Genomic DNA, 25,599 nt, shown 5'->3' with positions numbered 1-25,599 from the left:
CCGCGCAGGAAGCGAAAGCCACGTCGCCCCGGTGCGCGGAAGTGGTGGGCGGAGCCGGTATGCGGGGGTGCGGCGCGTGGTGCGAAGCTCGGGTGCGTGGTGAACCAGGGACGTCGTCTGCTGGACCGGGTGCTCGCCGGGGTCCCGGTCGGTGAATCCCCGCTGACGCACAGCGAGGACCTGCCCGCGCAACCCGCCCGCCACGCGCCGTGGCCGTCCTGGGCCTCGCCCGACGTGGTGTCCGCGCTGGTCGACCGCGGTGTGCGGGAACCCTGGCGGCACCAGGCGCAGGCGGCGGACCTGGCGCGCGCCGGCGAGCACGTCGTCGTCGCCACCGGCACCGCCTCGGGGAAGTCGCTCGCGTACCAGCTCCCGGTGCTCACGGCGCTCGTCGACAACCCGAGGGCGACCGCCCTCTACCTCTCGCCCACCAAGGCGCTCGGCGCGGACCAGCTCCGGTCCGTCACCTCGCTGGGCCTGCCCGGCGTCCGCGCCGCCCCGTTCGACGGCGACACGCCGATGGCGGAGCGCGACTGGGTCCGGGCGCACGCGAACTGGGTGTTCACCAACCCCGACATGCTCCACCGGGGCGTGCTGCCCCACCACGCACGCTGGATCAGGTTCCTGCGCGGGCTGTCGTACGTCGTGGTCGACGAGTGCCACACGTACCGGGGGGTCTTCGGCTCGCACGTGGCGCTGCTGATGCGCCGCCTGCGGCGGATCGCGAACCGCTACGGCGCCGACCCCGTGTTCGTGCTGGCCTCCGCCACCGTCGCCGACCCGGCGGCCTCCGCCTCCGCCCTCCTCGGCCTGCCCTGCACCGCCGTCACCGACGACGGCTCGCCCCGCGCGGCCCGCACGGTCGCCCTGTGGGAACCGCCCCTGCTGGACGACCTGGAGGGCGAGAACGGCGCCCCGGTCCGCCGCTCCGCGGGCGCGGAGACCGCCCGCATCCTGGCCGACCTCGTCGTCGAGGGCGCGCGCTCGCTCGCGTTCGTCCGCTCCCGCGTGGGCGCCGAGCTGACCGCCTTGGGCGCCCGCCGCGTGCTCGCCGAGGTCGACCCGGAGCTGGCGGGCCGGGTCGCCGCCTACCGCGGCGGCTACCTGCCCGAGGAGCGCCGCGCCCTGGAGCGGGCGGTGTCCTCCGGCGACCTGCTCGGCGTGGCCACCACCAACGCCCTCGAACTGGGCGTCGACATCGTCGGGCTGGACGCGGTCGTCGTCGCCGGCTTCCCCGGCACCCTCGCCTCCTTCTGGCAGCAGGCGGGCCGCGCGGGGCGCACGGGCGACTCCGACGCGCTGGTCGTCTTCGTCGCCCGCGACGACCCGCTGGACACGTACCTGGTGCACAACCCGTCCGCCGTGCTGCACACACCGGTCGAGGCGACCGTGCTGGACCCGGCGAACCCGTACGTCCTCGAACCCCAGCTCGCCTGCGCCGCCGCCGAGCTGCCCCTGACGCCCGACTCGCTCGCCGACTTCGGCGGTGACGCGGCGCTCGCCGTGCTCGACGACATGGTGGCCCGCACGGTGCTGCGGCGGCGCCCGAACGGCTGGTACTGGACGTCGCGCGACCGGCCGCACGGCGACGTGGACATCCGCGGCTCGGGCGGTGAGCAGGTCGTGGTCGTGGAGGCCGACTCGGGCCGGATGCTCGGCACGGTCGACCCCGGCGCGGCGCACCGGACCGTCCACGACGGCGCCGTCTACCTGCACCAGGGCGAGTCGTACGTGGTCGACCGGCTCGACCTGGACAGCGGGATCGCGCTGGTGCACGCCGAGCGGCCGGACTGGTCCACGACGGCCCGCGACACCAAGGACATCTCGATCGTCCGCGAGGTCGAGAGGCTGGACTTCGGCGGCGTCACGGTGTGCCTGGGCGAGGTGGAGGTGACCTCGCAGGTCGTCGGCTACCTGCGGAAGCTGTCGTCCGGTCAGGTGGTCGACTCGGTGCCGTTGGACCTGCCCGCGCAGACGCTGCGGACGCGCGCGGTCTGGTACACGGTCTCGGCGGAGTTGCTGGGCAGTGCGCCGGGGGGCGCCGGTCTGGCTCCGGCGCACGTCCCCGGCGCACTGCACGCCGCCGAACACGCGGCGATCGGCCTGCTACCGCTCTTCGCGACCTGTGACCGCTGGGACATCGGCGGGGTCTCGACCGCACTGCACCAGGACACCGGGGAGGCGACGGTGTTCGTGCACGACGGTCATCCGGGGGGTGCCGGGTTCGCCGACCGCGGGTTCAACGCGGTAGTCCCGTGGTTGGTCGCTACTAGGGAGGCCATCGCTGCTTGCGCGTGTCCGGCCGGGTGCCCGTCCTGCGTTCAGTCGCCGAAGTGCGGGAATGGCAACGATCCGCTGGACAAGGCGGGCGGGGTGGCCGTGCTGGACGTCGTGCTCGGGGTTGTCGGGGAGAGGCCCCACGACGTCCGGCACGGCCACGGTGGTCACGACCGGTCGGCGGTGACCAGGTCGTAGTCGGAGGTGGTCCGCGCCTGGAGGAGGGCGTCCTGCACCACGCTCGCGGGGGGCAGGACCCATCCGCAGACCTGGGGCTTGACCCTCCAGTGCACGACACCGTGGTGCGCGGGGGTCGGCGGCAGCGGGACGTACTCGCCGGCGGCGTAGTGCCGGACGTCGTCGTTCACCCGCACGGAGCCGCCGGAGGCGACGAGGAACATCCACCGGCCGGCCGGGGTGGCGACGATCGGGACGGGGTTGCCGGTGGTCCGCAGCGCGACGGCGGCGCGGTGGCCCAGCTCGGCGTTGACCTCGACGGCGTCCACACCGTGGCCGGTGGCCAGCAGGACGCTGTAGGACTGGCCGGCCCACCAGGTGGCGACCTCGTCGGGCTCGGTGCCGACGCGCGCCTCCCAGTCGTGGTGCACGGGGACCGGGCCGTGGTGCTCCAGCCCGTCGCGGCCGGCCCACTGGTCGCCCGCCGGATAGGTGCCCGGCAGCACAGACCACCCGTGCCACGCGAGGGTGACCGCCTCCGCGCGCAGCTCGATGCGGAATGCCCCGCGCCAGCTATCCGACCACTCCATCTTCCGTTCGCCTCCTCTGTCACGACCACGACACCGTGTCGGGCGTTCCTCGACACCGCGTCGGTGCCGCCACTTGAACTAACGCCATGACCGGGGGTTCTGGTAACCCGCAGTTCGACAACTGGTCGATGTGGCACGGCGAGCGCGGCGGCCTCGCGGTGCGGCCGAACGGCGCCAGAACCCCTCATCCGCGCCGAGGCCGCGAATATGCGGTCGTGTGAGTCCGCTCACCGCCGCTGATCGACCGTTCGTCGTGCGGGCCGGTGCTCACCCTTCGGCCGGGCCTGCCCGAGCCCGAGCGCCGGGCGCGCCGAACAACGACCCGCCGCCGCTCACCACCACCTCCACCTCCCAGCCGTCGACCACGCACCCGTCCAGCCGGGCGCCCATCCGCCCGACGACCCGCCCCGCACGCGAGCAGGCCACGTCCACCCCCTCCACCACCCACGAGGCGGCGGCCAGCGCCCCGAGGTCGGCGGCGGCCTCGACGCGGTGGCGGGCGACGACGCCTTCGCCCACCAGCACTCCGACGACCACCAGCGCGCCCCACACGCCCACCACGGCCACCGCGAAGACGGACGCGGCCCCGCGCTCCGCGTCACCGCCCCCCTTCCCGGACACCCGGCTCCACCACCGCGTAAGCCCGAGCCCGCAACTCGACCCCGAACCGGGACACCCACACCTCGACCCACACCCCCGCACCGCCTCCCCCGCCTTCCCGCGCCCCTTCCCCCGCCCGCTCCCACCGCACCTCGAACGAGGCCCCTCCCGGCGCGACGACGTCCACCACCCCGCGGGCCAGCCCTTCATCGCCACGGGCGACAACCCGGGCCACCTCCCGAGCCGCGTCCGTGCACCGAACCTGCCCGACCACCGCCATCACGGCCCCGACCCCGAGCGCCAGCACCACGACCAACCCGCACACGGCGACCGCGGCCTCGACCGTCACCGCCCCGCGATCCCCGAGCCGACACGCGCCCCGGCGACGGCCCCTCCCGCGCTCCCCCGCTCCCCGCGTCCCTCGGCGACCGCTCACAGGCCCACCGTGAAGGCCTGTTCCAGCAACCCCCGCACCGCGTCCACGACCCAGTCGCCGTTGACGATCCCGTAGAGCACCATCGCCAACCCCGCGGCGGCCAACGTGCCGATCGCGTACTCGGCCGTCGACATCCCCTCGTCTCCCAACACCCTGATCCCTCCACTGTGGACAATCACCAGCTCTTCCCCACCTTCCCGATCAGACCGATCACCACGGGCGCGACACCCAGGCACAGGAACGCCGGCAGGAAGCACAGCGCCAACGGCCCCGCCACCAGCACGGCCGCCCGTTGCGCACGCGCCTCGGCCCGGTCGGCGACAGTCGCCCTGGCCTCCGCGGCCAGGTCCGCGGCGGCCCCCGCCAGGGCCGCGCCCGACCTCGCGGTCCGCCGGGCGGCGCGGGCCAGCGGAGCCGTGTCCGGGTGGCGCAGGGCGCCCGCCCAGGCCGTCACCGGGTCCGCGCCCAGGTCCAGCAAATCGCCGACCTCCCGGAGGCGCTCGGCCGCTCCCGGCGGGACGCCCGCCAGGACGGCGTGCACCGCCCGGGCCACCGGGAGCCCCGCCCGCAGCGCCGCGGCCAGGAGGTCCCAGGTCGCCGCCTGCGCGAACGGGTCCGGCGGGCGGGCCCTGGACTTGCGGGGCCGCCGGCGCGGCGGCCTCACCCTGGCGCTCGCGGCGGACCGGACCGGGAACACGACCAGCGCCAGCGCCAGCAGGAACGCGCTCACGCGACCACCTGCCTCGTCAGTCGCCCGCTCCACCGCAGTCCGCCGCAGATCAGCAGCGCACCGACCACCAGCAGGACCTGGCCGACAGCGGTGCCGGCGAGCACGGCGAGCGGCCCGGCTCCGCTCGCCTCGCCCAGCAGGACGCCGAGCAGCGGCAGGCCGGCCAGGACCGCCGCGCTGGCCCGTGGACCCGCCATGCGCGCGTGCACCTGCCTGGTGAACGCGGTGCGGCGGCCCAGGTCCCGGCGCACCGCGTCGAGCACGTCGGCCAGCGGCACGCCGTGGTCCGCGGACAACCGCCACGCCCTGGCGAGGTGGTGGGCGTCCGGGAAGCCGGCCAGGGCCGCCTCCACGTCACCGCCCCGAGCCGACGTGGCCGCGATGGCGCGCAGGACGTCCCTCGCGGGTGGCTCGGCGTCCTCGGCCGCCCCGGTCGCGGCGTCCGCCGGGTGGGCGCCCGAGCGCAGCTCCGCGACGAAACCGCCCAGGCCGTCCGCCAGCGCGCCCGTCGCCCGGAGCCGGTCGCGTTGCCGCGCGGTGTCGCGGTGCACGCGCCACGCGGTCGCGGCGAGCGCCGCGCCCGCGATCGCGCCCCCGACGCCCGCCGGCAGGCCGAGCGCCACGCCCGCCACGAGCACCGCGAGTCCCGTGGGTGCGGGGACCCGGCGGCGGATCGACCGGCGGCGCGGACCGGTCAGCCGCCGGCGGGCCGAGGTCGACGGCACCAGCAGCACGGCCGAGGCCAGCAGCACGGCCGAGGCCAGCAGCACCGGGGCCGGCAGCACCGGGGCCGGCAGCGGGAGGGTCGGCGGCGCGAGGGTCGGGAGCAGGCCGCTCACGTCCACCCCACCAGGGACTTGAGCTCCTCGCCCGCCTCCTGCCAACCGCCGTCGCGGTGCCATGCCGGGACCACCGCCGGCCGTCCGTCCCGGTGGCCCAGGACGCCGACCTCGGCCAGGTGCCGGGTGCCGTCGGCGGCGCGGCGCACGTGCAGCACGACCTTGACCGCGGCGGCGAGCTGGCTGTGCAGCGCGGCCCGGTCGAGCCCGCCCGAGGCGGCCAGCGCCTCCAGCCTCGCGGGCACCTCGGCGGGCGAGTTCGCGTGCAGGGTGCCCGCGCCGCCGTCGTGGCCGGTGTTCAGGGCGGACAGCAGCTCGCACACCTCGGCGCCGCGCACCTCGCCGACCACGATCCGGTCGGGGCGCATCCGCAACGCCTGGCGGACCAGGTCGCGCAGCGTCACCTCGCCCGCCCCCTCGACGTTCGGGCCGCGGGCGAGCAGCCGGACGACCTGCGGGTGGTCCGGTCGCAGCTCCCCCGCGTCCTCCACGCAGACCACGCGCTCGTGGTGCGGCACGCAGCCCAGGAGGGCGGCGAGCAGCGTCGTCTTCCCGGACCCGGTGCCCCCGACGACCAGGAACGCCTGGCGCGCCCGCACGATCGCCCGCAGCAGCTCGGCGGTGGGCCCGTCGAACGTGCCGCACGCCTGCAACGCGGCCAGGTCGTGCGCCGCCGGTCGGAGCACGCGCAGCGACAGGCAGGTGGACGGCGCGATCGGCGGCAACACGGCGTGCAGGCGCACCGCGCCGGGCAGCCACCCGTCGACGTACGGCGCGGCGTCGTCCAGCCGCCGCCCGGCCACCGCCGAGAGCCGTTGGGCGAGCCGTCGGACGGCAGGTTCGTCGGGGAAGCAGATCCCGGTCCGGCGCAGGCCGCCGACACCGTCCACCCACACCTGGTCCGGCGCGGTGACGAGGACGTCGGTGGTGTCCGGGTCGCGCAGCAGCGGTTCGAGGAGCCCCGCCCCGACGAACTCCTGCCGCAGCACCGCGAGCGCCCGCTGGACGTCCTCGTCCCCGAGGACCCCGCCCGCCTCGCAGCGGACCGCCTCGGCGACCGCGGCGGACGTCAGGTCGCCGCTCCCGTTGGCCAGCCTCAGCCGGACGCGCTCCACGAGATCGCTCATCGCGCACCCCACCGGGACCGGAGCCGGGTGGAGCGGACCCGGACACCGCCTACCGCTTCGCGAGGCAGCCTCGGCCACGGCACCGGCTGCCCGGGTGGCGCTCCCCCGCGCACCGCCGGGTCACCGGGGGACCCCGCCGGCCCGGCACCGCACGGGTCGGGATCGGCGGGCTTCCCGCCGCCGGGCCCGGTCGGGCGGTAGGTGCGGAAGGTCGAGGGCGGTCGGTGGTTGGGGTGGGCGGTCAGGAACGGCTTCGGGCCGGTGGTGCCGGCAGTGGTCGATCCGGCAGTGGTCGGGCCGGTGGACATCGGGTCGGCGCACATCGGGTCGGCTGCCTCCGGGTCAGTGGTCATTGAGGGCCGCCAGGACTTCCCGGGCGGCCTTGGCCAGCGGGCCGCGCGTGGTGCCGGGGAAGCGGCCCTGGTCGAGCGCCGCGGCCAGGCGGCGTTCCGGGCGCATGCTGGTGAGCAGCGGGAGGTCGACCGCTTCGGCCACCTCGTCGCTGGTCAGACCGCCGGGGGAGGGGCCGCGCACGACGGCCCGCAGCCGAACGCCCCGGTCGGCCACCTGGTCGACCAGGGGCTGCGCGGCCATACACGCCTTGACGTCGGCGGGCACCACCATGACCGCCAGGTCGGCCCGGTCGAGCGCCGCGCACGCGGCGGCGGTGAGCTGGCGCGGGACGTCGCACACGACGGTGCCGCCCGCGCGCCTGCCCGCCTCGACGACCGCCACCACGGCGGCGGGTTCGGGCCCCGGCCCCGTCCGGCCGCAGGACAGCACGGTCAGGCTGCCGCGCTTGCCGGTGCGGCCGGGCAGCGCCGAGCGGAGCGCCGCCGCCGGGACGCGACCGCCCTTGAGGTGCAGGGTGGGCCACCGCAGGCCCTCCTGGCGCTCGGCGCCGAGCGTCAGGTCGAGGCCGCCGCCGAGCGGGTCGCAGTCGACCAGCAGGCCGTGGCCGCCGGACGACAGCACGGCCTGGCCCACGGCCACCGCCAGCACCGACGCGCCCGCACCGCCGCGTGCGCCCAGGACCGCGAGGACCCGGCCGTCACCGGACGGGCCGTCGAGGGCGTCGGCGAACGCGGCCCGCAGCGCGGCCTGACCGGCGGGCAGCTCCAGCACCTGCTCCGCGCCCAGCGCGACGGCCCGCCGCCACGTCGCCTCGCCCGGCGGGCCGGTGGCCACCACGTGCACCCCCGGCCGGCGGGGCAGTTCCCCCGCCGCACCCGCCGACACCTCGTCCAGCACCACCACCGGCGAGTCGTGCCAGCGGGCGCGCAGGGCGGGCGCGTCGGCGACGCGCTCCACCTCGCACCCGACCACCGCCGCGGCGTGCAGGACCTCGTCCAGCAGAACCGCGTCGGACACCAGGACCACTGGTCGTTCCACCGTTCCTCCTCAGCTCGACCCACCCGGAGCGGATCTCCGGCGTCCACGGTCGCGAGCGGTGAGGAACGACACAACGATTCATGATCGACATGTGGACAACTTGACAGCCTGTGGACAACTCCGGAGGGCCGGGAACCGGGCGGCGGAGTGCGACACGCGTCGGCGCGGCACACGTCCAGGTGACACGCGGAACGGTGGCGGCGACGGCGGGAACGGCCGCGGGAACGCGGCGGGACCACGGGGGCGAACCGACCCCGGACATGGGACGACCCCCGCCAGGGGGGAGGGACGGGGGTCGTCATCGGTTCAGTCCCGGGGGGTCGGACTGAACCCGTCCGGTCGAGCCGGACGGCACTACTGTATCCCCACGGGCCAGGGTCGTGCGTGCCTTCCGCCAGAGGGAAGGGGAAATTTCGTCCGACGGCACATCCAGTTCGTAAAGTGGCGAACGGCTCGCGCCGGTCCGCTCCGCCGACCGCCCTAAGCTGGAGCCGTGACCGAGCACGCCACCGAGGGCAGCCGCGTCGCCGCGTTCTTCGACCTGGACAAGACCGTCATCGCCAAGTCGAGCACGCTGGCGTTCAGCCGGCCGTTCTTCCAAGAGGGCCTCATCAACCGGCGTGCGGTGCTCAAGAGCGCCTACGCGCAGTTCGTCTTCATGCTGGCCGGCGCCGACGACGACCAGATGGACCGGATGCGCTCGCACATCACCGCGCTCTGCCAGGGGTGGGACGTCGAGCAGGTGCGCTCGATCGTCGAGGAGACGCTGCACGACATCGTCGACCCCCTGGTCTACAAGGAGGCGACGCAGCTCATCTCCGAGCACAAGGACGAGGGCCACGACGTGGTCGTGGTGTCCGCGTCCGGCGCGGAGCTGGTGGCGCCCATCGCCACCATGGTCGGCGCGACGCACAGCGTGGGCACGCGCATGGTCGTCTCGGCCGGCCGGTACTCGGGCGACGTGGACTTCTACTGCGCGGGCGAGAACAAGGCCGTCGCCGTGAAGCAGCTCGCCGCCGAGCACCACTACGACCTGGACCGCTGCCACGCCTACTCGGACTCGATCAGCGACCTGCCGCTGCTGGAGGCCGTCGGCCACCCGACCGCCGTCAACCCGGACCGCGCGCTGCGCCGGGTCGCCGAACGGCGCGGCTGGCCGGTGCTGACGTTCTCCGACCCGGTGTCGCTGCACGCCCGCATCCCCCGCCCCTCGGGCGCGACGGTCGCCGTCACGGCCATCGGCCTCGGCGCGGCGACGGTCGCGGGCGCCGCCTGGTACGGGCTGCGCCGCCGTCGCCGGAGCTGAGCCACCCGGCCCCTCCCCCCGGACAGCGGTACCGACACCCGCGAACGTCCCGAAACGCTGTGACAGCACCGGATCCGCTACGGAACGTCGCTTGACCGGTCCACCCCATCGAGCACTTGCTGTGACGCGCGACACGTACTACAAATGGAGGTGCGGACCTCGGGTCGGCCAGGGACGAAGCGGAGGAGAAGCGGCGTCCACCCCGACCGGGCTCCGTGCGCGGACTTCGAGACACCCACGCGCGGCACGCCGCGGGAGGCTTGTCGTCTAGGGCCTGCGTACCGGGACGCCGGACGCCGAGGCCAGGTCGGTACGACACGAGTTGCGCGCTTGGTAACTCGACAGTCCGCGCCGCGATGTTGGGCCCCTCGACGAGGGGCCCAACGTCATGTTCGGGCCCGAATCGGAAAGACACCCGATCGGACGACCGGTCGCAGCCGGTCCCCTGTCGGTGGCCCCCAGGACAATTCCCACGCAGCGCAACCCGTTGACCCGCCCCTGTGACGTGGGTAACTTGCCGATTACGACCACCTTCTGGTGGAAGTTTTCATGTGGGGAGGCCGCCGTGCTCCGTCCGCTCGTCGCCGCCGTCGCCGTGGTCGCGGCGTCCACCGCCGCACCGCCTCCGCTCGCCGTCGCCGCGCCCGACCAGGCGCGGGTCGTCGACCAGGTGCGGCAGCAGGCCGCCGCCCTGGCCCGCGGCATGACGCTGGAGCAGAAGGTGGGGCAGCTGTTCGTCACCTACGTGCACGGCCAGGCGCCGGACGAGCAGCACCCCGGCAACCTGCGCGACTTCGGCGTGGCCTCCCCGGCCGAGGTGGTGGCGAAGTTCCAGCCGGGCGGGGTCGTCTACTTCAACAACTCCAGCTACGACAACATCGACACCCCGCGCCAGATCGCGACCCTGTCCAACGGGCTCCAGCGCGCGAGCCGCATCCCGCTGGCCATCTCCACCGACCAGGAGATGGGCATCGTCACCCGCATCGGCGCCCCGGCCACCCAGTTCCCCGGCAACATGGCGCTCGGCGCGGGCCGCAGCGCCCAGGACGCCGAGCGCGCCGCCCGCATCACCGCCCGCGAACTGCGCGCGATGGGCGTCAACCAGAACTTCGCACCGGACGCGGACGTCAACTCGAACCCGGCGAACCCGGTGATCGGCGTCCGCTCGTACTCCAGCGACCCCGCGCTGGCCGCCGAGCTGACCGCCGCCCAGGTGCGCGGCTACCAGGGCAGGCCCCTCGGGCGGGACTCGGTGAGCGCCACCGCCAAGCACTTCCCCGGCCACGGCGACACCGCCGAGGACAGCCACACGAGCCTGCCGACCGTCGACCGCACCGCCGAGCAGTGGCGGGAGCTGGACGCGCCACCGTTCGAGGCGGCCATCGCGGCGGGCATCGACTCGATCATGACCGCGCACATCACGATGCCGCGGATCGACCCCTCCGGTGAGCCGGCCACGCTGTCCAAGCCGACGCTGGACCTGCTGCGCGAGGAACTCGACTACGACGGCGTGGTCATCACCGACTCGCTGGCCATGGCGGGCGTGCGGCAGCTGCACGGCGACGCCGAGATCCCCGTCCTGGCCCTCAAGGCGGGCGTGGACCAGCTGTTGATGCCGGTGGACCTCCGACTGGCGGTCGACAGCGTGGTCGCGGCCGTGCGCGGCGGCGAGCTGACCGAGCGGCGGATCGACCAGAGCGTGCTGCGGGTGCTGCGGATGAAGCTGCTGCGGGGCATGCTGACCAGCCCGCGCGTGGACGTGGAGGGGGTCGGGGCGGTCGTCGGCGCACCGGAGCACCTGGCCGACGCGCGCCGCATCACCGACCGCACGATCACCGCCGTGCGCAACGACGCGGGCGTGCTGCCGCTGGCCGCGAGGCCGACCGCCGCACTGGTCACCGGGTGGGGCGAGACGACGACGCGCACCCTCGCGGGCGTCCTCGGCGGCACGGCCCTGCCGACCGGCACCGCGCCGACCGAGGCCCAGGTCGCGGCGGCCGTGCAGGCGGCGGCGGCCGCGGACGTCGTGGTCGTGCTGACCAACGGCCTGTCGGCCCGGCCCGCCCAGCAGACCCTGCTGACCAGGCTGCTCGCGACCGGCAAGCCGGTGGTCGCGGTGGCCGCGCAGAACCCGTACGACGTGGCGCACACCGCCGCGCCGACGTGGCTCGCCACCTACTCCTACAGCGCGGTGTCGATGGAGTCGCTGGCCCGCGTCATCACCGGGGAGGTGCGTCCGGCGGGCAGGCTCCCGGTGGACGTGCCGGGACCCACGCCGTACCCGCTCGGCCACGGCCTGGCCTGGTGAGCGCCGTGGACCGCAGGCACTTCCTCGCCGGCGCGCTCGCCGCGCCCGCCCTCGCCGCCCTCCCCGCCGACGCCTCCGCCGGTCCCGACACCGCGGCCGGTCCCGGCCGGACGAGGAGGTTGGAGACCGGGGCGGAGCAGCTGGCCGCCGACGGCTGGCGCCGGTTCGCGGGCGCCAAGGTCGGCGTCGTCACCAACCCGACCGGCGCGCTGCGCGACCACACGCACATCGTCGACTCCATGGTGGCCGCGGGCGTGCCGCCGGTGGCCGCGTTCGGCCCGGAGCACGGCTTCCGCGGCACGGCGCAGGCCGGCGGCTCGGAGGGCGACTACCTCGACCCGCGCACCGGCATCCCGGTCTACGACGCCTACGGCGCGAACGCGACGAAGTTCGCCGGCATGGTCGCCAAGGCGGGCGTGGACACGCTGGTGTTCGACATCGCGGACATCGGCGCGCGCTTCTACACCTACATCTGGACGATGTACACGGCGATGCAGGCCGCCGCCGCGACGGGCGCGCGGTTCGTCGTGCTGGACCGCCCCAACCCGGTCGGCGGCAGGGCCCGCGGGCCGCAGCTCGACCCGGCGTACGCCACCGGCGTCGGCCGCAAGCCGATCGCGCAGCAGCACGGCATGACGATCGGCGAGCTGGCCCGCTTCTTCGACGGCGAGTTCCTGCCGACCGACGGCGGGCGGGTCGGCGGCCTGGAGGTCGTCGACGTCAAGGGCTGGCGCCGCGACCAGCTCGACACCGGCCTGCCGTGGATCCCGCCCAGCCCCAACGTGCCGACGCGCGACACCGCGCTGGTCTACCCCGGCACGTGCCTGTTCGAGGGCCTGGTGTTCTCCGAGGGCCGCGGCACGACCCGCCCGTTCGAGACGATCGGCGCGCCGGGCCTGGACTGGCGGTGGGCCGAGGACCTGAACGCGCAGGGCCTGCCCGGCGTCCGGTTCCGCGAGACCCACTTCACGCCGACGTTCCAGAAGTTCGCGAACCAGCTGTGCGGCGGGGTGGCCGTGCACGTCACCGACCCGGACCGGTTCGACGCGCCGCGCACCGCCGTGGCCATGATCGTCGCCGCGAAGGCCCGGTACCCGCAGGTGTTCGCGTGGCGGCCGGACAACTGGATCGACAAGCTCAGCGGCTCGGACCGGCTGCGCCGCATGGTCGACGCGGGCGCGGGCACCGACGAGGTGGTCGGCGCCTGGTCCGAGGAGCTGGCCGCGTTCGACCGCACCCGCCGGCGATACCTGCGCTACCGGTAGATGGAGAGAGCGATGCGCATCCCTGCCCTGCTTGTCGCCACCACGCTCGTGATCACGACACCCGCGCACGCCACCGGCGGCCACGAGGCCCGCTTCGACCGGCCGCACGACGGTTGGGCGCACAGCTCCGTGCTGCGCGCCGGCAGCCCGGAACGGGCCGGGCTCGACCCGGCCCCGATCGACGCCGCCCTGGACCGGGTCGAGCAGTACACGAGACCGGACGCCACCGGTCACCCCCTGTTCGCGGGCGCCGTCACGCTGCTCGCGCACGAGGGCACCGTGGTCACCCACGAGCCGACGGGCTGGGCGGTCCGCTACGGCGACGGCTCGGCCGTCGAGCTGCCCGAGGACCAGCGGGTGCCGATGACCCGCGACACGATCTTCGACCTGGCGTCGATCTCGAAGCTGTTCACGTCGATCGTCGTGATGCGCCAGCACGAGCTGGGCAGGTTCGAGCTGGACGACCCGGTCGCCGAGCACCTGCCCGAGTTCGGCGTCAACGGCAAGTCGTCCATCACGGTGGAGCAGCTGCTCACGCACACGTCCGGCCTGGTGGCGTGGCTGCCGCTGTGGTCGCGGTACCCGGACGTGCCGTCGCGGGTGAAGGCCGTCATGGACACCACGCCGGTCAACCCGCCGGGCACCGCGTACGTCTACTCCGACCTGAACCTGATCACGCTGGGGCTGCTCGCGCAGAAGTGGTCCGGCACGTCGCTGGACGTGCTGGTCCGCGAGGGCATCACCGCGCCGCTGGGCCTGAAGGACACCGGCTACAACCCGCCCGCGAGCAAGCTCGACCGGATCGCGGCGACCGAGTACCAGGCCGGCCGGGGCGTCGTGCGCGGCGTCGTGCACGACGAGAACGCGTGGTCGCTGGGCGGTGTCGCCGGGCACGCGGGCATGTTCTCCACGGCCCGTGAACTGGCCGTCCTCGGCCAGGCGATCCTCAACGGCGGCTCGTACGGCGGTCGGCGCATCCTGCGGCCGGACACCGTCGAGCTGATGCTCACCGACTTCAACCAGGCGTTCCCGGGCAACTCGCACGGCCTGGGCTTCGAGCTGGACCAGCGCTGGTACATGGGCGCGCTGACCTCCGCGAGGGCCGCCGGGCACACCGGGTTCACCGGCACGACGCTGGTGCTCGACCCGCTGTCGAGGTCGATCGCGGTCCTGCTGACCAACCGGGTGCACCCGAGCCGCGACTGGGGCTCGATCAACCCGGCCCGCCGGGCGGTCGCGAACGGCTTGGCGCAGGCGATGGCGGTGAAGCCGCGGCACGGCACCGCGCACACACCGACCGCGGGCGGCGCCACGTTGACCACCCGGGCCCTGGAGCAGCGCCCCGGGCAGCGGAAGCTGGTGTTCGACGCGTTCGTGGACCTCGACCCGGGCGACTCGGTCGTGGTGGAGGCGACCGACGACGGGGCGACCTGGCGCGAGGTCCGGGTGCTGACCGGGTACGGGCAGCGGCGGTGGCAGCGGGTCGAGGTCGTGACCGAGGCGGCGGTGGCGTTCCGCTGGCGGTACGTCCAGGGCACCGGTTACGGCGGCCGGGGCGCGTACGTGGACTCGGTGCGGATCACCGACCGGCGGGGCGTGCTGCTCGACGCGGAACGCGAGCCGGCGGGGTTGCACTCCGAAGGGTGGCGGGTCGCGGACCGCTAGTCACCCACCCTGCCGCCAAGTGGTGGGATTCGGTCACGGTTGGGGTGAGTTGCACCCACCCTGCGTTGACCACCCGTTGACCGGTTAGTAAGTTTCCCACGTGTCCACTGAGAACACTGCCGATTCCAGCCCCCTGGTCACGATCCGCTCGCTCCTGCCCGGCCTCGCCCGTGCGGAGCAGCGGGTGGCCAAGGTCGTGCTGGACAACCCGGCGACCGTCGCCCACCGCAGCATCACCGAGGTCGCCGAGGCCGCGGGCACCAGCGAGACCACGGTGACCCGCTTCTGCAAGGCCATCGGGGTGGGCGGCTACCCCGAGCTGCGCATAGCGCTCGCCGCCGACACGGCGCGCACGTCGATGCGCAGCGACCGCGACCTGGGCGGCGACATCGGACCGGGCGACGACCTGCGGCAGGTCGTCGGCAAGGTGGCGTTCGCCGACGCGCGCGCCGTCGAGGAGACCGCCGAGCAGCTGAACGTCGAGACGCTGGAAGCGGTCGTCGAGGCGGTCGCGGGCGCGGGCCGGGTGGACGTCTACGGGTTCGGCGCCAGCGCGTTCGTCGCGTTCGACCTCCAGCAGAAGCTGCACCGCATAGGGCGTACCTGCTTCGCGTGGAACGACACGCACATCGCGCTCACCTCGGCCGCCGTCCTCACCCCGGCCGACGTCGCGGTCGGCATCTCGCACACCGGCTCCACCTCGGAGACCGTCGAGGCGCTCCGGGTGGCCGGCGACCGCGGCGCGACCACGGTGGCGCTGACGAACTTCCCGCGCTCCCCGATCAGCGAGGTCGCCGACCACGTGCTCACCACGGCGGCGCGCGAGACCACCTTCCGGTCGGGCGCCATGGCCAGCCGCATCGCGCAGCTGACCGTGATCGACTGCCTGTTCATCGGGGTCGCCCAGCGGCACGTGGACAGCGCGAAGACCGCCCTGGAGGCGACGTACGACGCGGTGGCGGGCCACCGGTTGGGCGCCAGGCCGGACGGCCGGCGACGCCGGGAGACCGCTAAATGACGCCGCCGCGGCACGACGTCGTGGTCACCGTGGAATCCCCCACCGAGGCCAGGAACCCGAGGACCGAGGACATCGACCGGCTGTCCACGCTGGACGTGCTGCGGCTGATCAACGCCGAGGACCACCTGGTCCCCGACGCCGTGGCCGCCGTCCTGCCCGAGCTGGCGCGGGCGGCGGACCTCGCCGTGGGCGCGCTGCGGGCCGGCGGGCGGGTGCACTACGTGGGCGCGGGCACGTCCGGCCGGCTGGCCACGCTGGACGCCGCCGAGCTGGTGCCGACGTTCAACACGCCGCCGGACTGGTTCGTCGCGCACCACGCGGGCGGGCGGGAAGCCCTGGTCCACGCGGTGGAGAACGTCGAGGACCAGGCGTCCGCCGGCGCCGCCGAGATCCGCAGGCACGCGGTGGCGGGCGACCTGGTGGTGGGCGTCACGGCGTCCGGGCGCACGCCGTTCGTCGTGGCCGCGCTGGAGGAGGCCCGCGCGCTGGGCGCCCGCACGGTCCTGGTGTCGAACAACCCGACCGCGACCGCGCCGGTCGACGTGGACGTGCTGATCGCCGTGGACACCGGCCCGGAGGCCATCGCCGGGTCCACGCGGATGAAGGCGGGCACGTCGCAGAAGCTGGTGCTGACGTCGTTCTCGACGGCGGTGATGGTCCGGCTGGGCCGCACCTACTCGAACCTGATGGTGTCGATGCGCGCCACGAACGCGAAGCTGCGCGGTCGCACGGTGCGCATCCTGCGCGAGGCGACCGGCCTGGCCGAGCACGAGTGCACGACGGCGCTGGCAGACGCGGGCGGCGACCTCAAGGTGGCGCTGGTGCACCTGCTGGCCGACGTGCCCACCGCGCTGGCCGCGGACGCCCTGGGGAAGACGCAGGGGCACGTGCGGCAGGCGCTCACCCTGCTGGCACCGGGCGCCACGGGATAGGCGTCGACAGCACCATCGCGCTGGACGTCTCGCCGTAGCCGCCCAGCCGGACGAGCAGCCGCTCCAGCTCGCTGACCGACGTGGTGACGACCTTGACCACGGAGCAGATGTCCCCGGTCAACCGCACCACCTCGACCACCTCGGGGCAGTCGTCGAGCAGCTCGGGGTGCACGGTGATGCACCGCGAGCCGTAGCACTTCATCCGCACCAGGGCGATGACCGGCCGCCCCACCATCGTCGGGTCCACCGCGGCCCGGTAGCCGGTGATGACGCCCGCGTTCTCCAGCCGCCGCACGCGCTGGGCCACGGTCGGCGGCGACACGTGCACGCGCCGGGCCAGCTCGTTGTACGACAGCCGCGCGTCGTCCTGGAGCGCCTCCAGCAGGGCGCGGTCGACGCCGTCCAACTCGATGCTCATGACCGTGAAGCTACCCGCCCGAATCATTTGCGATCGTGAGAAGTTCGCTGGTCAGCGTGTCGCGGTGCCTCTTCATCCCACCCGTTTACCGGGTGATGATGGGAAGCATGACTTGTCCGGTCTCACCCAAACTCGACTTCGGCGGCACGACACCCTACGAGGACTACGTGCACGCCTCCGTGCTGCACGGCCTCCAGCAGCAGTGGTCCGACGACCCGCGCGAGATGTCGTTCCTGGTGATCACCCAGGTCATGGAGCTGTACTTCGGCCTGCTGTGCTTCGAGTGGCGGCACGCGCAGGGCGAGCTGCGCGCCGACGACGTGCGCGCCGCCGTGCGCACCCTGCGCCGCAGCGAGCTGCACATGCAGGCGCTGAACGCGGCGTGGCGGCCGATCGCGCGGATGACCCCCGCCGAGTTCAACTCCTTCCGCGACGCCCTCGGCGAGGGCTCGGGCTTCCAGTCCGGCCGCTACCGCGAGGTGGAGTTCCTGCTCGGCGAGAAGTCCCGCTCGCTGCTCGTGCCGCACCGCGCCGTGCCCAGCCAGCACGACGCCCTGGAGGCGCTGCTGCACGAGCCGAGCCTGTACGACGACGTGCTCGCCCTGCTGCACCGCCGCGGCAAGCCGATCCCCGCCGACGTGCTGACGCGCGACGTGAGCCGGGGCTACGAGCCGAACGCCGAGGTCGAGGCCGTGTGGGCGGACATCTACCGCGACGGCCCGCAGGACCTGCTCGAACTGGGCGAGGCGCTGACCGACATCGCCGAGGAGTTCACCCGCTGGCGGCACGACCACCTGCTCGCGACCCGGCGTTCGATGGGCGCGAAGACCGGCACCGGCGGTTCGGCCGGCGTCGCGTGGTTGGAGAAGCGCGCGCAGCGCTCCGTCTTCCCCGAGCTGTGGACCGCGAGGAGCCACGTGTGAGCGGCCCGGTGGCGCACGACCCGTTGGCGCACGTCAGGGACCTGTTCGACCTCGACGACGACGTCGTCTACCTGGACGGCAACTCGTTGGGCGCGCCGCCGAAGGCCGTGGCCGGGCGCGTGCGCGACGTCGTGGAGCGGCAGTGGGGCCGACGGCTGATCCGCAGCTGGTCCGAGGGCTGGTGGGAGGCGCCGGAGCGGGTCGGCAACCGGATCGGGCGGCTGGTCGGCGCGGCGCCGGGGCAGGTCGTGGTCGCGGACTCGACCAGCGTGAACCTGTTCAAGGCGCTGATGGCGGCGGTCCGCAACACCGACCGGTCCGAGATCGTGGTCGACGCCGGGACGTTCCCGACCGACGGCTACATCGCGCGCTCCGTGGCGGAGCTGACCGGGCTCGCGCTGCGGCCCGCGCCGCCGGAGGAGCTGGACCTGCGGGACACGACGGCGGTCGTGCTGCTCAACCACGTCGACTACCGCACCGGCCGGCTGCTGGACATGGCGGCGCTGACGCGGCAGGCGCACGAGGTGGGCGCGAAGGTCGTGTGGGACCTGTGCCACAGCGCGGGCGTGCTGCCGATCGAGCTGGACGCGCTGGAGGTGGACCTGGCGGTCGGCTGCACGTACAAGTTCCTCAACGGCGGGCCGGGTTCACCGGCGTTCCTGTACGTGCCGAGGAACGCGCAGCACGCGTTCGAGCAGCCGTTGACCGGGTGGACGGGCCACGAGGTGCCGTTCGCGATGTCGGCGGAGTACACGCCCGACCCCGGCGTGTCCCGGGCGCGCGTGGGCACGCCGGACATCCTGTCGATGCTGGCCCTGGACGCCGCGCTGGACGTGTGGGACGACGTGTCGCTGGCGGACGTGCGGGCGAAGGGCCTGGCGCTGACCGGTCACTTCATGCGGCTGGTCGAGGGTCTGCCGGGCATCGGGGTGCTGACCCCGTCCGACGAGTGGCGCGGGCACCAGGTCAGCCTGCGGCACCCGGACGCGCGGCGGTTGGTGGAGGAGCTGGCCGAGCGCCAGGTCCTCGGCGACCACCGCCCGCCGGACGTGCTGCGGTTCGGCTTCGCACCGCTGTACAACACGTTCGACGAGGCCGAGCGCGCCGCGGCGATCCTCAAGGAACTCCTCTGACCCGAGAGTCCGACGCCCGGGCCGCGAGGGTCCGACGTCCGGGAGCCCTGGGTTCTTCACTCGTGAGTGAAGAACCCAGGGCTCCCGGACGTCGGACTCGCCGGACCTGGACGTACGACTCGCCCTGCCTGGACGTACGACTCGCCGGGCCCGGGGGTGGACTCCCGGGGTCAGCCGGCGGCGGCGTCGGCGATGCTCCGCGCCTCGCGGGCGCCGGCCTCCAGGGCCTCGCACCAGAAGGCGATCCAGCGGCCGATGCCCTCGGGGTCGCCGGTGGAGAAGCCGTGCAGGGCGGCGGCGTAGTCGTTCTGCCTGCGCAGGCACATGACCTCGGGCACGCCGAGCGACTTCGGGTCCAGGCCGGTCGCGATGGAGGCCAGGCGGGACGCGGCACGCGCCACGACCCCGTTGGCCTTGTCGAACGGCGCGAGGGACATCAGCTCGCCGTGCACGACGGCGACCACCAGCGGTCCCGGGGCGGACGTGCCGCCGGTCACGAGCTGCGCCAGCAGGTCCAGGCGCTCGGCCACGCCCGGCGCCGGCCGGGGGCGGCCCAGGTCGCCGCCCAGGTCGGCGCCGGCCAGGACGTGGAGCCGGGCCAGGGCCTGCAGGGGCGCGCGCTGCCACGTCGGGAGCACCACGCCCAGCGCCTCGGCCACGCGCAGCGCGCCGGCCAGCACCGGGTCGGTGACCGCGCCGTCCTCGGGGATGGCGGTGGCCCCGCCGTCGAGCGCGGCGGACGCGCGGGCGGCGCGCACGGACGCCTCGGCCGCGGTGGTGGCCCAGCCGCGCAGGTTCACCCGGTGCCGGTGCACCTGGAACACGGCGTCGCGGGCCGAGTCGACGGCGGCGGTCACGCCGGGCAGGTCCAGCAGCGGGGCGAGCGGATCGGTCACGGGACCGCACACTACCCGCCGGTAAGTGGTCATTCCGAAGAAGTCGGAATTGGATGTTCAACGATGCCAATCCGGAGGATACCTTCGCGGTATGACCTGGTACGACCGCCCCGTGCTCGCCGGCGCGCACGTCCGCCTCGAACCCCTGTCCCACGACCACGTCGAGGGCCTGCACGAGGCGGGCAAGGACCCCGACACGTGGACGTGGCTCAGCTCGGACCAGCCGAAGGACCTCGACGACACCCGGGCGTACGTGGACGAGGCGCTGAACGACCCCACCCGCCTGGCGTGGGCGCAGATCGACCCGCGCACGGGCGAGGTCGCGGGCACCACGTCGTACTACGAGATCGACCCGCGCAACCGGGGCCTCTACATCGGCCACACGTGGATCGGCACGCGCTGGCAGCGCACCGCGCTCAACACCAACGCCAAGTTCCTCCTCCTCACGCGGGCGTTCGAGGACCTCGGCGCGCTCCGCGTCGGCTGGCACACCGACCTGCGCAACGAGCGCTCGCAACGCGCCATCGAACGGCTCGGCGCGACCCGCGAGGGCGTGCTGCGGGTGCACCGCGTCCGGCCGGACGGGTCGCTGCGCGACACGGTCGTCTACTCGATGACGGCCGCCGAGTGGCCCGCGCTGAAGGCCCGGCTGACCACGTGACCCGTCTCACGCGAGGTGCCGCTCGTCGCAACGTGCGTGTCGTTCGACCGGATCACGGTGGTCAGGGGCCCGCGACCGGGTTACACAGTTACCCACGCGTTTCGAACTCGGCCGAAATTGGTCTGAACCTTTTGGTGCGCAGTGAGCTGAATCGCACTACGGTCAGTGCGCACCACGCTGATTCAGGAGGTACGCCCCGCCATGACAGAGCCGCACGCCGCCCTGGACAACCTGTCGACCGAGAACAGGAAGTTCCCGCCCAGCGACGAGTTCGCCGCACAGGCCAACGCCACCGCCGCGCTCTACGAGGAGGCGGACGCCGACCGCGAGGCGTTCTGGGCGGAGCAGGCCGAGCGGCTGTCCTGGGACGCGAAGTGGACGCAGGTCCTCGACTGGTCGAACGCCCCGTTCGCCAAGTGGTTCGTCGGGGGCAGGCTCAACGTCGCGTACAACTGCGTCGACCGGCACGTCGAGTCCGGGCACGGCGAGCAGGTCGCCATCCACTGGGAGGGCGAGCCCGGCGACAGCCGGACCATCACCTACGCCGACCTCCAGCGCGAGGTCTCCAAGGCCGCGAACGCCCTGGTCGAACTGGGTGTCGGCGCCGAGGACCGGGTCGCCATCTACATGCCGATGGTCCCCGAGGCGATCTTCTCCATGCTCGCCTGCGCACGCCTGGGCGCGCTGCACAGCGTGGTGTTCGGCGGCTTCTCCGCCGAGGCCCTGCGCACCCGCATCGAGGACTCGCGGGCCAAGCTCGTGATCACCACCGACGGCCAGTACCGGCGCGGCAAGTCGGCGGCGCTCAAGCCCGCCGTGGACGAGGCCGTGGCCAAGGCCGGGAGCGTCGAGCACGTGCTCGTGGTGAAGCGGACGAACTCCGACGTCGAGTGGACCGAGGGTCGCGACGTGTGGTGGCACGACCTGGTCGACCGCCAGTCCGAGCAGCACACCCCGGAGGCGTTCGACTCCGAGCACCCGCTGTTCATCCTCTACACCTCGGGCACCACCGGTAACCCCAAGGGCATCCTGCACACCTCGGGCGGCTACCTGACCCAGGCGTCGTACACGCACCACGCCGTGTTCGACCTCAAGCCGGACACCGACGTCTACTGGTGCACCGCCGACATCGGCTGGGTCACCGGCCACAGCTACATCGTGTACGGCCCGCTGTCCAACCGCGTCACGCAGGTCGTCTACGAGGGCACCCCCGACACCCCCGACAAGGGCCGGCACTGGCAGATCGTGCAGAAGTACGGCGTGTCGATCTACTACACCGCGCCGACGCTGATCCGCACGTTCATGAAGTGGGGCGCGGACATCCCCGCCGGGTACGACCTCTCCAGCCTGCGCGTGCTGGGCAGCGTCGGCGAGCCGATCAACCCCGAGGCGTGGATCTGGTACCGGGAGACCATCGGCGCGGGCAAGACGCCCGTCGTGGACACCTGGTGGCAGACCGAGACCGGCGCGATCATGATCTCGCCGCTGCCCGGCGCGACGGCGGCCAAGCCCGGTTCGGCGCAGCGCCCGCTGCCCGGCATCGGCGCGAAGGTCGTCGACGACCAGGGCAACGAGGTCCCGCACGGCGGTGGCGGCTACCTGGTGCTCGACGAGCCGTGGCCCGCGATGCTGCGCGGCATCTGGGGCGACGAGCAGCGCTACCGCGACACCTACTGGTCGCGGTTCGGCGAGCAGGGCTACTACTTCGCCGGCGACGGCGCGAAGTACGACGCCGACGGCGACATCTGGCTGCTGGGCCGGGTGGACGACGTGATGAACGTGTCCGGGCACCGCATCTCCACCACCGAGGTCGAGTCCGCGCTGGTGTCGCACCCGACGGTGGCCGAGGCGGCGGTCGTCGGCGCGACCGACGCGACCACCGGCCAGGGCATCGTGGCGTTCGTGATCCTGCGCGGCGGCGTCGCCGAGGGCTCGGACGGCGCGGAGGCGATCAAGGCGCTGCGCGACCACGTGGCCAAGGAGATCGGCCCGATCGCGAAGCCGCGGCAGATCATGGTCGTGCCGGAGCTGCCGAAGACCCGCTCGGGCAAGATCATGCGCCGCCTGCTGCGCGACGTCGCGGAGAACCGGCAGGTCGGCGACGTCACCACGCTCGCCGACTCGTCCGTCATGGACCTGATCTCCCAGGGCCTGAAGACCGGCTCCCCGGAGGACTGACCGGCCGCGCGGAAGGGCGCCCCTCCCGGACCGGGAGGGGCGCCCTTCCCGTCCGGGTCGGAGAAGTGCCGCCCGACATCAGCCGGTCGAGCGGTGACGGCCGGCCGGCCGTGGCACGATGACGCGGTGACCAGCGCTCGGGAGAACACCAACGGCAGCGGACTGCCACCTGTCCCGTCCATCCCGTTGACCGCGGAGAGCCCGGCGGTGATCGCGGGGGAGACGTCGGTCGGCGGTCTCGTGCGCGACGCGACGGCCCACCTGTCCACGCTGGTCAGGGCCGAGGTCGAACTGGCCAAGTCCGAGGTGGCCGGTGAGATCAAGAAGGGCGTGAAGGGCAGCGTCTACTTCATCGTCGCCCTGACCGTGCTGCTGTTCAGCTCTTTCTTCTTCTTCTTCTTCGGCGCCGAACTGCTCGACGTGTGGCTGCCGCGCTGGTCGGCGTTCCTCATCGTGTTCGGGCTGATGCTCGTCACGGCGGGGCTGTTCGCGTTCCTCGGCTACCGCAAGGTGAAGAAGCTGCGCGCGCCGCAGCGGACCATCGACTCGGCCAGGGACACGGTCGCGGCGCTGCGCCACCGCGACGCCCGCTGAGCCGGTGCGGTTGCCACCGGACCCGTCGACGGCCCGCGTGCCCGGCCCGTGGTCGCACCGCGACGTGTCCGCGAACGGCATCCGGCTGCACGTGGCCGAGCTGGGCGACGGGCCGCTCGTGCTGCTGCTGCACGGGTTCCCGGAGTTCTGGTGGACGTGGCGCCACCAGCTGGTCTCGTTCGCCGAGGCCGGGTACCGCGCGGTCGCGGTGGACCTGCGCGGGTACGGCGACTCGGACAAGCCCCCGCGCGGCTACGACGGTTTCACGCTCGCCGGTGACGTCGCGGGCCTGGTGAAGGCGCTCGGCGAGAGCCGCGCGCACCTCGTCGGCCACGCGTGGGGCGGCATGCTCGCGTGGACGGTCGGCGCCATGCACCCCCGCCTGGTCGGCTCGGTCACCGCCGTGTCCGCGGCGCACCCCCTGGCGCTGCGCCGCGCCATCCGCCGCCACCCCCGGGGCCAGGGGCGCGCGGCGGCGCACATCTTCCGCTTCCAGGTGCCCGTGCGGCCCGAGCGGAGCCTGACCCGGGACCGCGGAGCCGGCGCGGCCGACCTGCTGCGCGCCTGGGCCGGTCCGAAGTGGACGGTGTCGCCGGAGTTCGACGAGGTGGTCCGCCGCAACCGCGAGGCAGTCCTGATCCCCGGTGTGGCGCACAGCGCGATGGAGTACTACCGCTGGGCCGTCCGCTCCCAGCTGCGCACCGACGGCCGCCGCTTCACCGAAGCCGTCGACCGCCGCCTGGAGGTGCCCGTCCTCCAGGTGCAGGGCGCGCGGGACCCGGTGCTGCTGGAGTCCACCGCCGCGGACTCGACGGCCTGGGCCGGCCCCCGCTCGTCGTACCGCGTGCTGCCCGAGGTGGGCCACTTCCCCCACCAGGAGGCGCCCCACACGACGAGCCGCTTGATCACGGACTTCCTGGCGATGGTCTAGGGCGCGGGGGTCACGAGGCGCAGGTCTGCGTCGACGTCCGCCGCACCAGCGACGGCGCCTTGGCGACCTCGTCGGCGACCTCCTGCGCGGTCAGCACGAACCCGGTCTCCTGGTCGTCCACGGCCGCGCCGAACACCACGCCCATGACGCGGCCCTGCGGGTCGACCAGCGGACCGCCGGAGTTGCCGCTGCGGACCTTCGCGCGGACCGTGTAGACGTCCCTCGTCACGGTCTGCGCGTCGTAGATGTCCGGGCCGCGCAGCATGGGGATGCGCTCCCGCACGCGGGCCTCGGAGGCCGTGTACGGGCCGTCCAGGGGGTAGCCGAGGACGATGCCGTCCTCGCCCTGGGCGATCTCGTCGGTGCGGAACGGCAGCGGCTCGGCCTTGAGGTCCGGCACGGCGAGGATGGCGACGTCGGTCTGCGCGTCGTAGTGCACGACGGTCGCGTCGAACTGGCCCCGGCCGACCTCGACGGAGACCTCGGTGGTGCCGGCCACGACGTGCGCGTTCGTCATCACGCGCTCCGGTGAGATCACGAACCCGGTGCCCTCCAGGGCGCGGGAGCACGACGGGGCTCGCCCGCGCACCTTGAGCACGCTGGGCCGCAGGTTCTGCACGACCGGGTCCTGGCTGAGCGCCGGGTCGGGCGGGCCGACCTCGCGGAGCGGCGTGCGGTTGAACGGGTCCATCGCGGCCGGGAAGCCGGACACGTCGAACAGGCTCTGGAGGTCGGCGGACAGGGTCCGGGCGGCCTGCGGCATGGTGTCGTCGACGGTGGACAGGATCACCGACTGGTTGAGCGCCTTGGCCAGCGACGGCAGCCCGGCGACCACGGTGAGCGGCAGCGCGATCATCCACGCCACCACGAACACCACGGCGCCCTGCACGATCGCGCCGAGCGCGTTGTCCGCGCCGCGCAGCGGGCCGGCGTTGACCCGCGGCTTGATCGTCCGCCCCACGTACACGCCGAGCGTCTCGCCCAGCGCCACGAGCAGCACCACGATGCCGACCGCGAAGACGACCTTGGTCACGACGTTCTCGAACTGGGCGACCACCAGCGGCGCCAGCTGCGTGCCCAGGACGAGGCCGATGAGCACGCCGACGAACGCGGGCAGCGCGACGACCATGCCCTGCCGGGCGCCGGACACCGCGGCGAAGGCGGCCAGCGCCAGGACCAGCAGGTCAACCCAGTTCACGGCCA

General features: G+C 74.0%; 24 protein-coding genes. 13 read left to right on the top strand and 11 right to left on the bottom strand.

The annotated features are described in order from the left end of the window. Positions 1-96: 96 nt before the first annotated feature. Entirely contained in the window at positions 97-2,475 is a 2,379-nt protein-coding gene (locus CKY47_RS04980; RefSeq protein ID WP_306744392.1) for a DEAD/DEAH box helicase, read from the top strand. Here CKY47_RS04980 and CKY47_RS04975 read toward each other — a convergent pair. From CKY47_RS04975 to ssd, 8 genes are all read right to left on the bottom strand, one after another. After that, a complete protein-coding gene (locus tag CKY47_RS04975; protein WP_306744391.1) occupies positions 2,445-3,044 on the bottom strand; it encodes a bifunctional DNA primase/polymerase in 600 nt (199 codons plus the stop codon). The genes CKY47_RS04980 and CKY47_RS04975 overlap by 31 nt on opposite strands. 267 nt (positions 3,045-3,311) lie before the next feature. Further along, a complete protein-coding gene (locus CKY47_RS04970) occupies positions 3,312-3,665 on the bottom strand; it encodes an Rv3654c family TadE-like protein (RefSeq protein WP_306744390.1) in 354 nt (117 codons plus the stop codon). Next, a complete protein-coding gene (locus CKY47_RS04965; RefSeq protein ID WP_306744389.1) occupies positions 3,643-3,993 on the bottom strand; it encodes a TadE family type IV pilus minor pilin in 351 nt (116 codons plus the stop codon). The genes CKY47_RS04970 and CKY47_RS04965 overlap by 23 nt, the downstream gene beginning before the upstream one ends. Positions 3,994-4,076: 83 nt before the next feature. Further along, on the bottom strand, positions 4,077-4,232 hold the full coding sequence (locus CKY47_RS04960; protein WP_306744388.1) for a DUF4244 domain-containing protein: 156 nt from the start codon (positions 4,230-4,232) through the stop codon (positions 4,077-4,079). Positions 4,233-4,255: 23 nt separating this feature from the next. After that, positions 4,256-4,810 carry a type II secretion system F family protein gene (locus CKY47_RS04955; RefSeq protein ID WP_306744387.1) on the bottom strand — a complete coding sequence of 185 codons (555 nt, stop codon included), beginning with the start codon at positions 4,808-4,810 and terminating at the stop codon, positions 4,256-4,258. Beyond that, positions 4,807-5,649: a type II secretion system F family protein gene (locus CKY47_RS04950; protein ID WP_306744386.1), complete on the bottom strand. Its 843-nt coding sequence runs from the start codon at positions 5,647-5,649 to the stop codon at positions 4,807-4,809. Before CKY47_RS04950 ends, CKY47_RS04955 begins: the two co-directional genes overlap by 4 nt. Next, positions 5,646-6,776 carry a TadA family conjugal transfer-associated ATPase gene (locus tag CKY47_RS04945; protein WP_306744385.1) on the bottom strand — a complete coding sequence of 377 codons (1,131 nt, stop codon included), beginning with the start codon at positions 6,774-6,776 and terminating at the stop codon, positions 5,646-5,648. Before CKY47_RS04945 ends, CKY47_RS04950 begins: the two co-directional genes overlap by 4 nt. 342 nt (positions 6,777-7,118) lie before the next feature. Further along, complete coding sequence (gene ssd, locus CKY47_RS04940; protein ID WP_306744384.1) at positions 7,119-8,168, bottom strand: septum site-determining protein Ssd; 1,050 nt, start codon at positions 8,166-8,168, stop codon at positions 7,119-7,121. Positions 8,169-8,661: 493 nt separating this feature from the next. Between ssd and CKY47_RS04935 the strand changes: the two genes are divergently transcribed. The 6 genes from CKY47_RS04935 to murQ all read left to right on the top strand — a co-directional run bounded on the left by CKY47_RS04935 (position 8,662) and on the right by murQ (position 16,662). Continuing rightward, positions 8,662-9,474 (top strand): HAD-IB family hydrolase, encoded by an 813-nt coding sequence (locus CKY47_RS04935; protein ID WP_306744383.1) that lies wholly within the window; start codon positions 8,662-8,664, stop codon positions 9,472-9,474. A gap of 565 nt (positions 9,475-10,039) precedes the next feature. Then, on the top strand, positions 10,040-11,782 hold the full coding sequence (locus CKY47_RS04930) for a glycoside hydrolase family 3 protein (protein WP_371320610.1): 1,743 nt from the start codon (positions 10,040-10,042) through the stop codon (positions 11,780-11,782). Beyond that, a complete protein-coding gene (locus CKY47_RS04925; RefSeq protein ID WP_306744382.1) occupies positions 11,779-13,047 on the top strand; it encodes an exo-beta-N-acetylmuramidase NamZ family protein in 1,269 nt (422 codons plus the stop codon). The genes CKY47_RS04930 and CKY47_RS04925 overlap by 4 nt, the downstream gene beginning before the upstream one ends. A gap of 12 nt (positions 13,048-13,059) precedes the next feature. Next, complete coding sequence (locus CKY47_RS04920) at positions 13,060-14,712, top strand: serine hydrolase domain-containing protein (RefSeq protein WP_306744381.1); 1,653 nt, start codon at positions 13,060-13,062, stop codon at positions 14,710-14,712. 100 nt (positions 14,713-14,812) lie between these two features. Beyond that, positions 14,813-15,730, top strand: coding sequence for a MurR/RpiR family transcriptional regulator (locus tag CKY47_RS04915; protein WP_306744380.1), 918 nt, complete (start codon positions 14,813-14,815; stop codon positions 15,728-15,730). Then, a complete protein-coding gene (gene murQ / locus CKY47_RS04910; protein ID WP_306744379.1) occupies positions 15,727-16,662 on the top strand; it encodes an N-acetylmuramic acid 6-phosphate etherase in 936 nt (311 codons plus the stop codon). The genes CKY47_RS04915 and murQ overlap by 4 nt, the downstream gene beginning before the upstream one ends. Here the strand turns inward: murQ and CKY47_RS04905 are convergent. Further along, positions 16,631-17,080: an Lrp/AsnC family transcriptional regulator gene (locus CKY47_RS04905; RefSeq protein ID WP_306744378.1), complete on the bottom strand. Its 450-nt coding sequence runs from the start codon at positions 17,078-17,080 to the stop codon at positions 16,631-16,633. The two genes, murQ and CKY47_RS04905, sit on opposite strands and share 32 nt — an antisense overlap. Positions 17,081-17,187: 107 nt before the next feature. Here CKY47_RS04905 and CKY47_RS04900 point away from each other — a divergent pair, with 107 nt between their 5' ends. After that, the gene (locus CKY47_RS04900) at positions 17,188-18,003 is read left to right on the top strand and encodes a tryptophan 2,3-dioxygenase (protein ID WP_306744377.1); all 816 of its coding nucleotides are present in this window, start codon (positions 17,188-17,190) and stop codon (positions 18,001-18,003) included. Further along, complete coding sequence (gene kynU / locus CKY47_RS04895) at positions 18,000-19,136, top strand: kynureninase (protein WP_306744376.1); 1,137 nt, start codon at positions 18,000-18,002, stop codon at positions 19,134-19,136. The genes CKY47_RS04900 and kynU overlap by 4 nt, the downstream gene beginning before the upstream one ends. A gap of 170 nt (positions 19,137-19,306) precedes the next feature. On the opposite strand, the gene CKY47_RS04890 is transcribed toward kynU, so the two are convergent. Beyond that, positions 19,307-20,032, bottom strand: coding sequence for a Fic family protein (locus CKY47_RS04890; protein ID WP_306744375.1), 726 nt, complete (start codon positions 20,030-20,032; stop codon positions 19,307-19,309). 91 nt (positions 20,033-20,123) lie between these two features. On the opposite strand from CKY47_RS04890, the gene CKY47_RS04885 reads away from it, so the two are divergent. From CKY47_RS04885 to CKY47_RS04870, 4 genes are all read left to right on the top strand, one after another. Next, entirely contained in the window at positions 20,124-20,693 is a 570-nt protein-coding gene (locus CKY47_RS04885; RefSeq protein ID WP_306744374.1) for a GNAT family N-acetyltransferase, read from the top strand. Between the two features lie 201 nt (positions 20,694-20,894). Beyond that, the gene (gene acs, locus CKY47_RS04880; RefSeq protein WP_306744373.1) at positions 20,895-22,871 is read left to right on the top strand and encodes an acetate--CoA ligase; all 1,977 of its coding nucleotides are present in this window, start codon (positions 20,895-20,897) and stop codon (positions 22,869-22,871) included. Between the two features lie 126 nt (positions 22,872-22,997). After that, positions 22,998-23,465: a phage holin family protein gene (locus tag CKY47_RS04875; RefSeq protein ID WP_306744372.1), complete on the top strand. Its 468-nt coding sequence runs from the start codon at positions 22,998-23,000 to the stop codon at positions 23,463-23,465. A 4-nt stretch (positions 23,466-23,469) separates the two neighbouring features. After that, positions 23,470-24,396: an alpha/beta fold hydrolase gene (locus CKY47_RS04870; RefSeq protein ID WP_306744371.1), complete on the top strand. Its 927-nt coding sequence runs from the start codon at positions 23,470-23,472 to the stop codon at positions 24,394-24,396. Between the two features lie 10 nt (positions 24,397-24,406). Here the strand turns inward: CKY47_RS04870 and CKY47_RS04865 are convergent, their stop codons facing one another. Next, positions 24,407-25,594 carry a MarP family serine protease gene (locus tag CKY47_RS04865; protein ID WP_306744370.1) on the bottom strand — a complete coding sequence of 396 codons (1,188 nt, stop codon included), beginning with the start codon at positions 25,592-25,594 and terminating at the stop codon, positions 24,407-24,409. Between the last annotated feature and the right edge of the window lie 5 nt (positions 25,595-25,599).

It is taken from the genome of Saccharothrix longispora (assembly GCF_030852425.1).
In the GTDB taxonomy this organism is placed as follows: domain Bacteria; phylum Actinomycetota; class Actinomycetes; order Mycobacteriales; family Pseudonocardiaceae; genus Actinosynnema; species Actinosynnema longispora.
The sequence above is the reverse complement of the archived record's forward strand: the minus strand, read 5'-3'. Positions and strand labels throughout refer to the sequence as shown.

Bases quoted from the DNA above. Each gene is read 5' to 3' on its own strand.
- CKY47_RS04975 (WP_306744391.1), bottom strand. From the start codon at position 3,044: ATGGAGTGGTCGGATAGCTGGCGCGGGGCATTCCGCATCGAGCTGCGC.
- CKY47_RS04945 (WP_306744385.1), bottom strand. From the start codon at position 6,776: ATGAGCGATCTCGTGGAGCGCGTCCGGCTGAGGCTGGCCAACGGGAGC.
- CKY47_RS04920 (WP_306744381.1), top strand. From the start codon at position 13,060: ATGCGCATCCCTGCCCTGCTTGTCGCCACCACGCTCGTGATCACGACA.
- murQ (WP_306744379.1), top strand. From the start codon at position 15,727: ATGACGCCGCCGCGGCACGACGTCGTGGTCACCGTGGAATCCCCCACC.
- CKY47_RS04905 (WP_306744378.1), bottom strand. From the start codon at position 17,080: ATGAGCATCGAGTTGGACGGCGTCGACCGCGCCCTGCTGGAGGCGCTC.
- CKY47_RS04900 (WP_306744377.1), top strand. From the start codon at position 17,188: ATGACTTGTCCGGTCTCACCCAAACTCGACTTCGGCGGCACGACACCC.
- CKY47_RS04885 (WP_306744374.1), top strand. From the start codon at position 20,124: ATGACCTGGTACGACCGCCCCGTGCTCGCCGGCGCGCACGTCCGCCTC.
- acs (WP_306744373.1), top strand. From the start codon at position 20,895: ATGACAGAGCCGCACGCCGCCCTGGACAACCTGTCGACCGAGAACAGG.